The sequence below is a fragment of the Halarchaeum sp. P4 genome, assembly GCF_051195175.1.
Taxonomy (GTDB): domain Archaea; phylum Halobacteriota; class Halobacteria; order Halobacteriales; family Halobacteriaceae; genus Halarchaeum.
Window position 1 is genome coordinate 278281 of record NZ_JBNTKC010000001.1, and the last position, 13856, is coordinate 292136.

Below are 13856 nucleotides of genomic sequence, written 5' to 3' on the forward strand. Positions count from 1 at the left end.
TGACAACTACTGTATACGTCGTAGAGATGTCTAAACCCGACCCGGATACGGGGAGTTCGTTCGCCCTGTATCAGGTTCGTAACGTGCCGTACGTCCACTCATCCACCAATAATCCCGGTATTGATTTCCGTCCGGACCGTTCACCCGACGTCACCGCTCATCCGTAATCACTCTGTTGGCTGACTATTTTGGGGGCGCGGCGTGAGGCGCTGACCGTGACTGAACATTCCTTCAGCCGACGGACGTTCGTGCAGACGCTCGCCGCCGGGGCGGCGGGAAGCGCACTCCTCGGCGGCGCGGACGCCGCGAGCGCGCTCTCGTTCTCGCGCGTCGAGTCGCCGACGCAGAAATCCATCCAGGCCGTCACGATGACCGAGGAAGGCCCGTACGCTGCCGCGGGGAGCGGCGACCTCGTCGCGCGGCGCGTCGGCGGCTGGGAGCAGGGGTACGAGAAGATACTGGACGCCGGCCTCACCGCCCAGTCGAAGGACTTCCACGGCGCGGACGCCTCTGCGGACGGCCGGAACTTCTGGGCCTGTGGCGGAAGCGGCATCGTCGGTCAGTACGACGTCGTCGACGAGCAGTTCACCGACTACTCGCACCCGGACGGCCTCACCGACACCTTCCACGACGTCGCCGTCACCGGCTCTGCGGGCGAGGAAACCGTCCGCGTCGTCACGGGGAGCGGCGAACTCGTCACCGGTCAGAAGACGGCCGAGGGCGGGATGGACTGGAGCAGCCCCCGGCAGGTGAACGACGGGAACACGATTCGCGCGCTCGTCGTCCATGGGGACGGCACCGGCTGGTTCTGCGACACCGCCGCGAACGTCTACCAGACGACCGACGGCGGAGACACGTGGACGAGAATTGGTGTCGACGCCGCCTCCGTCTCGCTCTACGATGTCGACGGTGCCGGCACCGGCGACGTGACGGCGGTCGGCTCCAGCGGCTACGTCTACAGTTACGACGGGAGTTCGTGGACGGAACACAAGCCCGGAGAGGCGAGCGTTCGCGCCGTCGAGTACGCGAACGGCGACGCCATCGCCGTCGGGTCGAGCGGATACGCCTACACGCGTGACGACGCGGGCGCGTGGACCGCCCACGACGTCGACTCCTCGAAGACGTTCCGCGACGTCGCCCTCGACACCACCGGCACCTACCCGGACGTCATCAGCGGGAACTCCGGGCGACTCTTCGAGCGCGACGACTTCACCACCTACCCGGACACCGTCACCGTCGCCTCGAACGCCGACGCGACGACGACCTACGCGTTCGACGTGACGGCGCGCACCCGGAAAGCCGCGAGCGCCGACAGTACCGACACCGTGGAGACGACGAGTTCGGGCCACCACGTCTCCGGCACGGTCGGCGGGAGCGACAGCAAGGACGCCTACGACTACGGCGGCGACGTGTCGGGCTTCACCGTCACCGACGGCACGGCCGCGGACCTCACGACGAGCGTTTCGGGCACCGAGGTGTCCGTCGAGCGCCTCGCCAATCGCTCGTGGACGCGCGTCTCGACGCCCGTCTCGAAGACGCTCTACGACGTCGTGGACTCCGGCGCTGGCCTCTACGCCGTCGGCGGCTCCGGGCGTGTCATTGCGCGCAACGACGGCTCGTGGGAGGTCGTCCTCCGAAACGGCCCGACCGGCGGCGGGAACAACCTCCTCGGAGCGGGCACGACCGACGACGGCAGCGTCGTCTGGTTCGGCGGCGGAAGCGGCGCACTCGGCCGCCTCGACACGACCACTGGCACCATCACGAACCATACCGCACCCGACGGCCACACCTCGACGTTCCGCGACCTCGCCGTCACGGGCACCGCGGGGAGCGAGTCGATTTACGTCGTGAACGGCTCCGGCGAGTTCATCCGCGGGACGAACGACGGCGGGACCTACACGTGGAGCACGCCCGTCAAACCCGGGAACGGCTCGACCATCCACGCCGTCACCTTCCTCGACGAGGCGACGGGCTACGTCTGCGACGGCAACGGCCGTCTCCACGAAACCACCGACGGCGGCGACACGTGGACGGACATCGGCGTCGATGGCGCGGGCGTCACCCTATACGACGTCGCCGTCCAGTCCCGCGACGACATCACGGCCGTCGGCGGCAGCGGGAAGCTCTTCCGCTACAACGGCGCGGTGTGGACGACGACGAAGCTCGGCGGGAACTCCCGCTACGGCGTCGACCGGCAGGCCGACCGCGGGGTCACCGCCGGGGGCGGCGCGCAGATCTTCGAGCGCGAACTCCGCGGGTGGAGTCTCGCGCGCGACGACGCCAGCGACGTCGGACTCCGCGCGACGCTCATCACCGACGACCCCGACGTCCCGAAGATCGCCGTCGGCGGCAGCGGCGTCGTCCTCGAACAGTCCTTCGATGACCCGCTCTACTGACTGCCAGTAGCGTTCGCCGCGGCGGGTGGCTTTTTCCTCGTGCCCGTGGAAGCGCCGCACATGAAGGCCGCTGTCTACCACGGCGAACGCGACGTGCGCGTCGAGGAAGTGCCCGACCCCGAAATCGAGGAGCCGACGGACGCCGTCGTTCGCATCACTCACACCGCCGTCTGTGGCTCCGACCTCTGGTTCTACCGCGGCGAGCGCGACTACCCGACGCCCGGCCGCACCGGCCACGAGCCGATGGGCATCGTCGAGGAAGTCGGCGAGGACGTCACGAGCGTCCGACCCGGCGACCGCGTGCTCGCGCCGTTCGCCATCTCCTGTGGCGAGTGCGAGTTCTGCCGGAAGGGGCTCTACACCTCCTGCGTCGAGGAGGAGGGCTGGGCGGGCGAACACGACGGCGCGCAGGGCGAGAAGGTCCGCGCGCCATTCGCCGACGGCACGCTCGTCCGTGTCCCCGAGCGCTACGCGGACGACGAGGACGTCCTCGAATCCCTCTTGCCTCTCACTGACGTGATGTGCACCGGCCATCACGCCGCCGTGAGCGCGGGCGTCGGCCCCGGCGACACCGCCGTCGTCGTCGGCGACGGCGCGGTCGGTCTCTGCGGCGTGCTCGCCGCGAAACGCCTCGGTGCCGAGCGCGTCATCGCGATGGGTCACCACGAGGACCGCCTCGAAATCGCCGAGGAGTTCGGCGCGACCGAGACCGTCGCCGCGCGCGGCGAGGAAGCCGTCGAGCGCGCGAAGGAGCTCACCTACGGCGGCGCGAACCACGTCCTCGAGTGCGTCGGTGCGGAGTCTTCGATGGACACCGCCTTCGACGTCGCCCGCCCCGGCGGGACCGTCGGCTTCGTCGGCGTCCCCGCCGGCGTCGACGAGGGAAAATTTCTCGACAAGGCCTTCGGGAAGAACGTCGGCCTCGAGGGCGGCGTCGCACCCGTCCGGAAGTACGTTGATGACCTGATGGACGACGTCCTGCAGGGCACCCTCGACCCCTCGCCGATTTTCACGAAGACCGTCGACCTCGAGGGCGTCCCCGAGGGCTACCGCGCGATGGACGAGCGTGAGGCCGTGAAGGTCCTCGTGAAACTCTGAGACCGCCGCCACCCGAACGGCTTTGGTGTCGGTCGTGAATACGCCACTATGGCTGACCATTCAGTCAGCGACCTCGTTGCAGAACTCACCCTCGCGGAGAAAGTCGCGCTGACGCACGGCGCGAACGACCCAGACGGCCGCGCCACCGGCTACGTACAGGGGATCGAGCGCCTCGACGTTCCGCCGCTCCGCATGGTCGATGGGCCGCTCGGCGTCCGCGTCCCCGGTGAGTCCGCGACGGCGTTCCCCGCGCCGCTCGCGCTCGCCGCGACGTTCGACACCGCCCTCGCCGAGGAGTACGGCGCGGCGCTCGGCCGCGAGACGAAGGGGATGGACGCCGACGTCCTCCTCGCGCCCGGCGCGAACCTGATTCGCGTCCCGCAGAACGGCCGGAACTTCGAGTACTATAGCGAGGACCCCGTGCTCTCCGCGGCGTTCGCCGCGCGCGTCACCGCCGGCATCCAGTCCGAGGACACGATTGCGACCCCGAAACACTACGTCGCGAACAATCAGGAGACCCATCGCGCCAGTGTCAGCGCCGACGTCTCCGAGCGCGCGCTCCGCGAGCTCTACCTGCCGTCGTTCCGCGCCGCCGTCGAGGCCGGCGCCGGGTCGGTGATGACCGCCTACAACAGCGTGAACGGCACGCGGATGAGCGACCACGAGCGCCTGCTCCGGGACGTCCTGAAGGACGAATGGGACTTCGAGGGCTACGTCGTCTCCGACTGGTTCGGCACCGAGGACGCCGCGGCCGCCGCGAACGCGGGTCTCGACGTCGAGATGCCCGGCGTCACGATGGCGGAGATGGCGGGCGCGCTCGACGAGGAGGGCGAGCAGGAGTTCGAGATTCCTGAGGAGCTCGCGCGCGGGATGCCCGACCACGAGTCCTGCGAGCGCTTCGCCGAGGTGCTCGCTGACCGCGTTCGCGAGGGCGCGCTCGACGAGGCCCGCCTTGACGACATGGTGACGCGCGTCCTCACCCAGATGGACCGCATCGGCCGCCTCGACGGGACGCGCGGCGACGGCGCCGTCGACACGCCCGAGCACCGCGCGCTCGCCGAGCGCGTCGCCACGCGGGGGAGCGTCCTCCTGAAGAACGACGACGACGTCCTCCCGCTCGCCGACGACGCCGCCGTCGCGCTCGTCGGGCCGAACGTCGACGAGACGGTGCTCGGCGGCGGCGGGTCCTCCGAGACGACGCCCGTCACCGAGACCACCCCCGAGGACGGTATCACCGCGCGCGCCGACGGCGACGTCACGGTCGAATACGGCCTGCCGCCCGTCGAGGCGGTCTCGATGCTCGAGATGATGGTCGGCGGCGAGCAGGGCGACGACCAGGGGGAGTCGCCGAACGAGCCGACCCGCGAGGCTGACGTCGAGGGAGCGGTCGCCGCCGCGACGGACGCGGACGTCGCCGTCGTCTGCGTGCGCGACACCGCGACGGAGGCAATCGACCGCGACTCCCTCGCGCTCCCCGACCGGCAGAACGAACTCGTGGTGGCCGTCGCCGAGGCCGCCGAGCGAACTGTCGTCGTCTGCAACACGAGCGGTCCCGTCGAACTCCCGTGGCGCGACGCCGTCGACGCCATCGTCCAGAACTGGTACCCCGGGCAGGCCCACGGCGACGCGCTCGCCGCCGTCCTCTACGGCGATGCCGACCCGGGTGGCCGCCTCCCCGTCACGTTCGCGCCCGAGGAGGCCTACCCGACGAGCGGCGACGAGCGCCGCTATCCCGGCGTGGACGGCGTTGTCCACTACGACGAGGGCGTCTTCGTCGGCTATCGACACTTCGACGACGCGGCCGACGTGCCGACCTACCCGTTCGGCCACGGCCACTCCTACGCCGAGTTCGCCTACACGGACGCCGCCCTCGAGGGCGACACCGTCCGCGTCACCGTCGAGAACACCGCCGAGCGCGCGGGCCGCGAGGTCGTGCAGGTGTACGTCCGCCCGCCCGAGCGCGACGACCGGCCGGTGCGCGAACTCGCCGGGTTCGCGAGTGTCCCCGTCCCCGCCGGTGCGAGCGAGACGGTCGCCATCGACCTCGACGACCACGCCTTCGAAACCTACGACGAGGACGACGGCTGGGTGACGCCCCCGGGCGAGTACACCCTCGAAGTTGGCCGTTCGTCGCGCGACACCCGCCTCGAACTGTCGACGTCGCGCTGAAACGCCGAAATAGGTTTACTCGTCGCGCCGGTTGCTAGACCACGCGGCTCAGACCCCCATGTCATCCCCAGGCCCGCCGTCGGACGCCGACGAGACGACTCGCTCCCCGATGTTCGACGAGAGCGGGAACGTCGAACCCGGCGTCCTCGATAAGGACTTCTTCGAGGTGCTGGTCGAGAACGGCTCCGACGCCATCGTCTCCATCGACGAGAACAGTCGCATCCTCTTCGCCAACCGCTCCGTCGAGCGCGTCTTCGGCTACGAGCGGGACGAACTCGTCGGCGAACCGCTGACGAAAATCATGCCCGAGCGCTTCCACGACGCGCACCACGAGGCGCTCGCGCGCTACCTCGACACCGGCGAGCGCACCCTCGACTGGCGGGACGTCGAACTCCCCGCCGAGCACGCGGACGGCCACGAAATCCACCTCTCTATCACCTTCGAGGAGCACCGCTACGACGGCGAGCGGGTGTTCTCCGGCATCATGCGCGACGTCAGCGAGCGCGTTGCGCGCGAGCGGGAGCTCGAACGGCAGAACGAACAGCTCGAACGCTTCGCGTCCATCGTCAGCCACGACCTGCGCGACCCGCTCCAGACTGCGAAGGCCGACGTCGCGGTTCTCGAATCGCAGTACGGCGAGGACGACCTCTTCACGGAGCTCGACGAGACGCTCGACCAGATGGACGCCCTCATCGGCGACGTGCTGACGCTCGCCAAACAGGGCAGGAGCATCGGCGAGACCGAACCGGTCGCGCTCGAAGACGTCGTGCGCGCGGCGTGGCGGACCGCGGGCGCCGAGACGGCGACGCTCACGATACGCGACGACCTCCGCGAGGTGGACGCCGACCGCGAGCGACTCGCGGCCCTGCTCCAGAACCTCTTCCGAAACGCCGTCGAGCACGGTGGAGCGGACGTGACTGTTCACGTCGGGTCACTCGACGACGGGTTCTACGTCGAGGACGACGGGCCGGGGTTCGACGTCGAGGACCCGAGTGACCTCTTCGAGAGCGGCTATACGACGAGCGAGTCCGGGACGGGGTTCGGGCTCAACATCGTCGAACAGATCGCGGACGCGCACGGCTGGACGGTCACGGCGCTGGAGGGCGACCGTGGCGCGCGCTTCGAAATTCACAACGTCAGCGCGATATACACGGAGCACAATCGATGAGTGCAACAGAGATGGAGGAGCAGTCAGCGGGCGACGAGGAGACGCCGGTCGTCCTCGTCGTCGACGACGAAGAGCGCATCCCGCAGGCGTTCGACGTGTGGCTCGACGAATACGAGGTTCGTGGCGCGACCAGCGGTGAGCAGGCCCTCGAGCTGATGGACGACGACGTCGACGTCGTCCTCCTTGACCGCCACATGCCCGGGCTGTCGGGGGACGACGTCCTCGAACGCATCCGCGACGCCGGCTACGACTGCCGCGTGGCGATGGTGACGGGGGTCGACCCCGACTTCGACATCGTCGAGATGGACTTCGACGACTACCTCACGAAGCCGGTGGGGCGTGAGGAACTCCGGTCGGTCGTCGAGCGCCTACTCTCGCTCGGCGAGTACGACCGCGTGGTCCGGGAGTACTTCGCCGCCACGCAGAAACGCGCCTTGCTGGAGTCGGAGAAGCCAAGCGAGACGCTCGAAACCAGCGAGGAGTACGACGCGCTCCGCTCCCGACTTGACGAGTACGAGCAGCGGCTCAACGAGATGCTCACCGACCTCGACCCTGCGGAGTACGAGACGCTCTTCCGCGACCTTCTCGACCAGTAATTCCGCCGGTTTCTGCTTCACCTGCGCCGGGAGCCGACGGCTCGCGCCACCGCCGAATTCTCTATAGCGAGATAAAGTTTAGGCGTCCGCCATCGCACACCACTATTTCCGCCGTGAGCGGACGGTAGGACACGAGAGTAACCGTCATGAAAATCCTTATCCAATACTGCATGGATACCCCTCACATGGATATCGGTGTACTCACCGTCCCACTCGGGGACCAACCGCTCGAAGAGGCGCTGGACTACCTTTCCGACCTCGGCGTCGGCGCCGTCGAAATCGGCACCGGCGGGTTCGTGGGCGACGACCACCTTGAGCGCTCCGAGTATCTCGGAGACGAGGAGGCACAGGCTGACCTCCTGGAGGCCGTCGAATCCCGCGATCTCCGGATCTCCGCGCTCGCGACGCACAACAACCCGCTCCATCCGGACGAGGGCCGCGCCGCGCGCGCCGACACCGAACTCCGCGAAGCCATCGAGCTCGCCGCCGAGCTCGGCGTCGACACCGTCACGACGTTCTCCGGGCTCCCTGGCGGCAGCCCGGACGCGAGCGTGCCGAACTGGATCACGGCACCGTGGCCGCCCGAGCACGAGGACGCGCTCGACTACCAGTGGGAGGAGGTCGCCATCCCCTATTGGCGCGACATCGCCCAGTACGCCGACGAGAAGGGCGTGAACGTCGCCCTCGAGATGCACCCGAACATGCTCGTCTACGAGCCCGAGGGTCTGCTCGCGCTCCGCGAGGCGACGAACGAGCGCATCGGCGCGAACTTCGACCCCTCGCACCTCTACTGGCAGGACATCGACGTCGTCGAGGCCATCCGCTTCCTCGGCGAGCGCGACGCCATCCACCACTTCCACGCGAAGGACACGAAGGTCTACGAGGCCAACGCCCGCACGAAGGGCGTTCTCGACACCACGAACTACGCGGACGTCGCCGAGCGCTCGTGGCTCTTCCGCTCCATCGGCTACGGCCACGGCGAGGAGCACTGGAAGGACGTCGTCTCCACCCTCCGCATGGTCGGCTACGAGGGCGCGCTCTCCATCGAACACGAGGACGCGCTCACGTCGGGCCGTGAGGGTCTCGAGAAGGCAGTCGACGTCCTCCAACGCGCCGTCTTCGAGACGCAACCTGGGGAGGCCTACTGGGCATGAGCGAGGACGACCCGCTCTCCGTCGGAATTTTGGGGTATAAGTTCATGGGGAAGGCGCATGCGAACGCGCTCGCGCGCCTTCCGATGTTCTTCCCGGACGCCCCCGAGGTGTCGCGCGACGTCGTCTGCGGGCGCGACGAGGAGGCCGCGAGCGAGGCCGCCGACCGGTTGGGCTTCGACCGCGTCGTCACGGACTGGGAGGACGCCATCGACCAGGTGGACGTCTTCTACAACCTCGGACCGAACAGCGTCCACGTCGAGCCGTCGATTCACGCGCTCGAGAACGACGTCCACGTCCTCTGCGAGAAGCCGCTCGCACCCACGCTCGAGGGCGCCGAGCGGATGGCCGAGGCCGCCGCGGAGAGCGACGCCGTCGCCGCGACGGCGTTCAACTACCGCTTCGTGCCCGCCATCCAGTACGCGAAGAACCTCATCGAGGCCGGCGAGCTCGGGGAGATTCGCCACGTCCGCGCGAGCTACCTGCAGGACTGGCTCACCGACCCCGAGGCGCCGTGGTCGTGGCGTCTCGACGCCGAGACCGCCGGGAGCGGCGCGCTCGGCGACCTCGGCGCGCACAGCCTCGACCTCGCGCGCTTCCTCGTCGACGACGTCACGAGCGTCTCCGGGCACCTGAAGACGTTCGTGGACGAGCGCCCCGTCCCGGGCGAGGACGAGACGCGGCCCGTCACGGTCGACGACGCCTACAGCGCGCAGGTCGAGTTCGCGAACGGCGCGATGGGGACCTTCGAGGCGACGCGCTACGCGAACGGCCGGAAGAACGCGAACACCATCGAAATCAACGGCTCGAAGGGCTCGCTGAAGTTCGACCTCGAGCGGCTGAACGAACTCGAGGTCCTCTTCGAGGGCGACCGGGGCTTCCAGACGGTGCTCGTCACGGACGAGGACGACCCCTACATCGAGCACTGGTGGCCGCCCGGCCACGTCGTCGGCTGGGAGCACACGTTCGTTCACGAGAACTACGAGTTCCTCTCGGCGGCCGCCGCGGGCGACACCGACTACGCGCCCGGGTTCGTCGAGGGCCTCGGCGTCCAGCGCGTCCTCGACGCCATCGAGCGCAGCGACGAGCGGCGCGAGTGGGTGGACGTCTGAGCGCCCATCGCGCGTCGCCGCAGCGCTTTTCGACTTCCCTCCGTCCCTGCCGGAGTCGAAACCGTTAGGGACTACTCGAATCCGAGTAATCATTAATCACGGAGACACACACGCACACATGCACCACTCCCATACGCCGTACCCCGACAGCCACGCACAGCCCGCGAGCACGCCACAGACAGGTGAGTCGCGATGAGTGACCTCCACGAGTACCTCGACGGGTTCCGCGCGCGCGACTGGCAGGAGGCCAGCGCCGAGGACGGCCCCGTCCGCTTCGCGATGGTCGGCGTCGGCTGGTGGGTGACCGAGCAGGCCGCGCCCGCCGTCGCGGCCAGCGAACTCTGCGAGACCACCGTTCTCGTCTCCCGGGGCAAGGAGAAGGCCGAGGAGGCCGCCGCCGACCTCGGCGTCGAGCACGGCCTCTCCAGCGAGGAGTTCCGCGACGGGAAGGCCGTCGAGGACTACGACGCCGTCTACGTCTGCACGCCGAACGCCGCACACCTCGAAACCGTCGAGGCCGCCGCCGAGCACGGCAAGCCCGTCCTCTGCGAGAAGCCGATGGAGGCGGACGTCGAGCGCGCCGAGGCGATGGTCGAGGTCTGCGAGGAGGCCGACGTCCCCCTCATGGTCGCCTACCGGATGCAGACCGACCCCGCGATTCGTCGGGCGCGCGAACTCGTCCAGGCCGGCGCTATCGGCGACGTGACGCACGTTCATGGCCACATGAGCCAGCGCCTCCTCGCCGACGTCAACTCGAACCCGGACCAGTGGCGCCTCAACCCGGCGCTCGCCGGCCCCGGCGCGTCCGTCACCGACCTCGGCGTCTACCCGCTGAACACGACGCGCTTCATCGTCGACGACGACCCCGTCGCCGTCCAGTCCATGCTCTACAGCGAGCACGAGGGCTTCGAGGACGTGCCCGACGAGCGCGCGGCGTTCACCGTCCGCTTCCCCGATGGGGTCCTCGCGTCGTTCTCGGCGTCCCAGCGCGCCCACGAGACCGGCTTCCTCCGCATCGTCGGCACCGAGGGCGAACTCGAACTCGACCCCGCGTTCTTCAACCGTCACGACGCCGGCTTCACGCTCACGCGTGGCACGCAGACCGCCGACGTCGACTTCGAGGCCGTCGACCAGATGGAGGAGGAGTTCGACTACTTCGCCGACCGCGTGCTCACCGGTCGGGACATCTACCCGGACGGGGAGCACGGCGTCGTCGACATTGCGGCCATCGAGGCCGTCCTCGAGGGCGAGACCGAGGCGCGAAGCCTCTAACGCCCGCTTTCGCGTTTTCAGGTGAGCGAGTAGACGTTCGCGAGATAGACGTCGCGCACCCGGTCGCCCCAGTTGTGCGTGTAGGTGTCGATGACGTCGTCCGCGACGTCGCCACGGAGGTACTTCACGACGCCTCTATCACCAGTTCTGTCCCGGAGGTGCGTCGTGAAGAAGTGCCGGAAGTAGTGGGGCGTGACGTTCTCCGCCGCACCCCCGCCCGTCCGGTACCACCCGGCGTCGCGGGCGTAGGACTCGACGGTCTTGCGCACCATCTCGGGGGTGAGGCGCTTGCCCCACGCGTCGCTCGTCGAGCAGAAGAGCGGTTCGGCGGGCGAGCGCGCGTCCGGCCGAATCGCCAGCCAGCGCGCGAGTGCGCGCCGCAACTCGGCGTCTACGGGCACGAGCGTCACGCGCTTTCGCTTGTTCGAGGCTGCCCGGACCTCGCCGTTCGTCGCCTCGCCCGCCGAAATATCGGGGTCGACGAACAGCGTGTCCGGCCGGCCGTCGAGGCGGCCGCGCGTCCCGAGGTCGGAGTAGGCCGCCCGCGCGCCCGGGTGGTCGAGCGCGACGTCCCGTACGTCCAGATTGCAGAGCTCGCCGACGCGCAGGCCGGTCTTCAGGAGCGTCAGAATCACCGCGCGGTCGAGCGGGTGCGTGACGGTGGCGACGAACTCCCGCATTCGTGGCACCGTCACCTCGCGTCGCGTGGGGTCGGCGTCGATGGTCTCGTCCATCTCCTCGACGACGAGCGTCATCGGGTTAGCGTCGAACGCCCCGACCTGCGTCATGTAGGAGTAGAACCGGTTGCAGTAGGAGGCGTACGTCGCCACCGTCGAGTCGGCGTACTCCTCGCGCAGCGACGCCACCCAGGCGAGACACGCGCGCCTGTCGGCTCGTGACGGGCCCTCGATGCCGCGCGAGTCGAGGAAGGACTCGAACCCCCGGAGGACCCGCTCGTAGGCGGCGCGCGTCCGCTCGTGTTTCCCGTGGTAGCCCATGTCCTCGAGGAAGTACGCTACGGGGTCTTCGACGTCGCCCGCCTCCTCCGCGCTCATTCGGCGTCCTCCCGGAGGACGTAGCCCCCGTCGCGTGGGCTGTACTTCACGACGCCGTCGTCGGAGAGCGACTCGAGCGCCGCTTCGAGGCGTTCCTCGAAGTCGCCGGCGAGCGCCTCGCGGAGCGCGTCCCAGTCGGCGACGCCGCGTTCGCGGAGTTCCGCGACGACGCGCGCGTCGAGGGCGTCCTCCTCGTCGTCACCCGAGGAGTCCGCCGCCGTGTCGCTCGCCTCGTCGTCGAGGCCGAGTTCGCGGACGCCGGCCTGCACCATCGTCCGCACGAACTCGCTCTGCGTCATCCCGAGTTCGTCGGCGCGCTCCCGCCACGCCTCCTTCTGGTAGCGCGGGACGTAGGTCTTCACCGACGTCCGCTCGGTGTCGGCGTCCTCGCTCACGCGAGCCACCCCCAGTGGCGAGCGTGGGTCAGCGAGACTGCCGGTCTCGCGCTACTCACGCACACCACCTCCGAAACCGAAGTAGGTTTTCTGACCATTTCGAGAGTTCGAACGCTCCACGGTCTGTATGTTCAGTCGAGTGGAGAATCACGGATCGGCGTCGAGAATCGATGCCGTCGAGCCCGGTTTCGGGGGCGTTCACCCCACCCGTGACGGGTCGAAGACGGTGGTGTCTCGATATCGGGTGCATCGGTGGTCGTACGTGGAGGGTCACGCCCCACCACCAAGAAGGTGACCCTGGACAGCGGATAAAGTACCTTATCGGATTGAGTAGGTCCATCCATCCGCCAATTTGTGGTATCATTTTCCTGGATATCCCCTACTACAGTACTATTTTGAAGCATCTTCCTCCATGCCGTGGGTGGCCTATATTCGCGGATAAGTCACATCGGTGCGAGAAGGAGGGCCGCAATGCCGACGGTGAGGGCTGCGAGGCCGAGCGTCCAGACGAGGCCGCGAAGCACGCTGACGCCCGCGGCGAGCGTGAGGAAGCGGCGGCCGCACGCCGTGACGACGCCGTCGACCACGCGCACCGTCTCGCCGTCCGCCTCGACGCGGCCGAGTATCCAGAGTCGCTCACCGGGGGCGACGTCTCGAACGCAGGCCCGCGCCGTCCCGGGCGGGTCGGCGGTGTCGCTCGCGGCCCGGACGTCCTCGGGCACCGCGTCGTCGGAGGGCGAGACGACTGCGTCCCAGTCGCCGACGAGTGCCGTGTCGTGGCCAACCTTCACGACGCCGACGGCGAGGGCGTATCCGGCGAGGACGGCCCAGACGAGCGGCGTCGAGGCCGCCCACGAGAGGAGCGTCGGGAGGAAGAACGCGACGACGGGGAGCACGAGTAGGCCGACGGCCAGGACGAAGAACGGCAGCGCACAGAGCAGGAACGGGACCGCCTCGCCGTCGGCCTCGAGGCGCTGGAGCGGATGGCCGTCCTCGCCGAGCGCCAGTCGCGTCCGCTCGCCCGCGGCCCGCACCGGGAGCGGGGAGGGCGACAGCAGCGTCGCGCGGCGCCTGTCGGGGTCCCTGCGGCCGTCGGCGTCGCCGTAGCGGAGGCGCAGGAGGAGGTGCCCGAGCTGTGTGTAGCCGTTCGTCCGCGCGCCGGTCGCCCAACTGTGCAGACACCAGTAGCCGACGGTGTCAGTCACGGCCGCGAGAGACCGGCGCTCGCCGTCGGCGTCCGCGCCGCCGACGCTCGCCGCGAAGAGGCCGTCAGTGCGGTCCTGGACGGCCGTAATCGGAGTGGCGTCGGCATGCACGACGTCGCGCAGGCGGTGCACTCGTGCGACCGTCCGCGCGGCACTGACGAGCGCGCCGGCCGCGAGCAGGAGCGCGAGCCCGCCGAGCACCAGCGTCGACACGATGGACATGTCCGTGGCCAGCACGC

At 69.1% G+C, this 13856-nt stretch carries 11 protein-coding genes; 8 read left to right on the top strand and 3 right to left on the bottom strand.

Annotated features, from left to right (window positions below; genetic code table 11):
- Positions 1 to 215 precede the first annotated feature (215 nt).
- The 8 genes from ACQUS8_RS01530 to gfo6 all read left to right on the top strand — a co-directional run bounded on the left by ACQUS8_RS01530 (position 216) and on the right by gfo6 (position 10962).
- Entirely contained in the window at positions 216 to 2396 is a 2181-nt protein-coding gene (locus ACQUS8_RS01530) for a WD40/YVTN/BNR-like repeat-containing protein (protein ID WP_435095889.1), read from the top strand.
- A 60-nt stretch (positions 2397 to 2456) separates the two neighbouring features.
- Positions 2457 to 3494 carry a zinc-dependent alcohol dehydrogenase family protein gene (locus ACQUS8_RS01535; RefSeq protein ID WP_435095892.1) on the top strand — a complete coding sequence of 346 codons (1038 nt, stop codon included), beginning with the start codon at positions 2457 to 2459 and terminating at the stop codon, positions 3492 to 3494.
- Between the two features lie 48 nt (positions 3495 to 3542).
- Entirely contained in the window at positions 3543 to 5663 is a 2121-nt protein-coding gene (locus ACQUS8_RS01540; RefSeq protein ID WP_435095895.1) for a beta-glucosidase, read from the top strand.
- Between the two features lie 58 nt (positions 5664 to 5721).
- Positions 5722 to 6831, top strand: coding sequence for a PAS domain S-box protein (locus ACQUS8_RS01545; RefSeq protein ID WP_435095898.1), 1110 nt, complete (start codon positions 5722 to 5724; stop codon positions 6829 to 6831).
- Entirely contained in the window at positions 6828 to 7427 is a 600-nt protein-coding gene (locus tag ACQUS8_RS01550) for a response regulator transcription factor (protein ID WP_435095901.1), read from the top strand. Before ACQUS8_RS01545 ends, ACQUS8_RS01550 begins: the two co-directional genes overlap by 4 nt.
- A gap of 185 nt (positions 7428 to 7612) precedes the next feature.
- Positions 7613 to 8581 carry a sugar phosphate isomerase/epimerase family protein gene (locus tag ACQUS8_RS01555; protein ID WP_435095904.1) on the top strand — a complete coding sequence of 323 codons (969 nt, stop codon included), beginning with the start codon at positions 7613 to 7615 and terminating at the stop codon, positions 8579 to 8581.
- Positions 8578 to 9690 (top strand): Gfo/Idh/MocA family protein, encoded by a 1113-nt coding sequence (locus tag ACQUS8_RS01560; protein WP_435095907.1) that lies wholly within the window; start codon positions 8578 to 8580, stop codon positions 9688 to 9690. The genes ACQUS8_RS01555 and ACQUS8_RS01560 overlap by 4 nt, the downstream gene beginning before the upstream one ends.
- A gap of 192 nt (positions 9691 to 9882) precedes the next feature.
- Entirely contained in the window at positions 9883 to 10962 is a 1080-nt protein-coding gene (gene gfo6 / locus ACQUS8_RS01565) for a D-xylose 1-dehydrogenase Gfo6 (protein WP_435095910.1), read from the top strand.
- A gap of 17 nt (positions 10963 to 10979) precedes the next feature.
- Here the strand turns inward: gfo6 and ACQUS8_RS01570 are convergent, their stop codons facing one another.
- The 3 genes from ACQUS8_RS01570 to ACQUS8_RS01580 all read right to left on the bottom strand — a co-directional run bounded on the left by ACQUS8_RS01570 (position 10980) and on the right by ACQUS8_RS01580 (position 13839).
- The gene (locus ACQUS8_RS01570; protein ID WP_435095913.1) at positions 10980 to 12017 is read right to left on the bottom strand and encodes a tyrosine-type recombinase/integrase; all 1038 of its coding nucleotides are present in this window, start codon (positions 12015 to 12017) and stop codon (positions 10980 to 10982) included.
- Positions 12014 to 12412, bottom strand: a complete 399-nt coding sequence (locus ACQUS8_RS01575; protein ID WP_435095916.1) for a DUF5805 domain-containing protein — start codon at positions 12410 to 12412, stop codon at positions 12014 to 12016. Before ACQUS8_RS01575 ends, ACQUS8_RS01570 begins: the two co-directional genes overlap by 4 nt.
- A gap of 443 nt (positions 12413 to 12855) precedes the next feature.
- Positions 12856 to 13839 carry a hypothetical protein gene (locus ACQUS8_RS01580; protein ID WP_435095919.1) on the bottom strand — a complete coding sequence of 328 codons (984 nt, stop codon included), beginning with the start codon at positions 13837 to 13839 and terminating at the stop codon, positions 12856 to 12858.
- Positions 13840 to 13856 lie beyond the last annotated feature (17 nt).

Excerpts from the sequence above, each read along its gene's own strand:
- ACQUS8_RS01580 (WP_435095919.1), bottom strand. The coding sequence starts at position 13,839 with ATGTCCATCGTGTCGACGCTGGTGCTCGGCGGGCTCGCGCTCCTGCTC.
- ACQUS8_RS01560 (WP_435095907.1), top strand. The coding sequence starts at position 8,578 with ATGAGCGAGGACGACCCGCTCTCCGTCGGAATTTTGGGGTATAAGTTC.
- ACQUS8_RS01550 (WP_435095901.1), top strand. The coding sequence starts at position 6,828 with ATGAGTGCAACAGAGATGGAGGAGCAGTCAGCGGGCGACGAGGAGACG.
- ACQUS8_RS01555 (WP_435095904.1), top strand. The coding sequence starts at position 7,613 with ATGGATATCGGTGTACTCACCGTCCCACTCGGGGACCAACCGCTCGAA.
- ACQUS8_RS01570 (WP_435095913.1), bottom strand. The coding sequence starts at position 12,017 with ATGAGCGCGGAGGAGGCGGGCGACGTCGAAGACCCCGTAGCGTACTTC.
- ACQUS8_RS01545 (WP_435095898.1), top strand. The coding sequence starts at position 5,722 with ATGTCATCCCCAGGCCCGCCGTCGGACGCCGACGAGACGACTCGCTCC.
- ACQUS8_RS01540 (WP_435095895.1), top strand. The coding sequence starts at position 3,543 with ATGGCTGACCATTCAGTCAGCGACCTCGTTGCAGAACTCACCCTCGCG.
- ACQUS8_RS01535 (WP_435095892.1), top strand. The coding sequence starts at position 2,457 with ATGAAGGCCGCTGTCTACCACGGCGAACGCGACGTGCGCGTCGAGGAA.
- gfo6 (WP_435095910.1), top strand. The coding sequence starts at position 9,883 with ATGAGTGACCTCCACGAGTACCTCGACGGGTTCCGCGCGCGCGACTGG.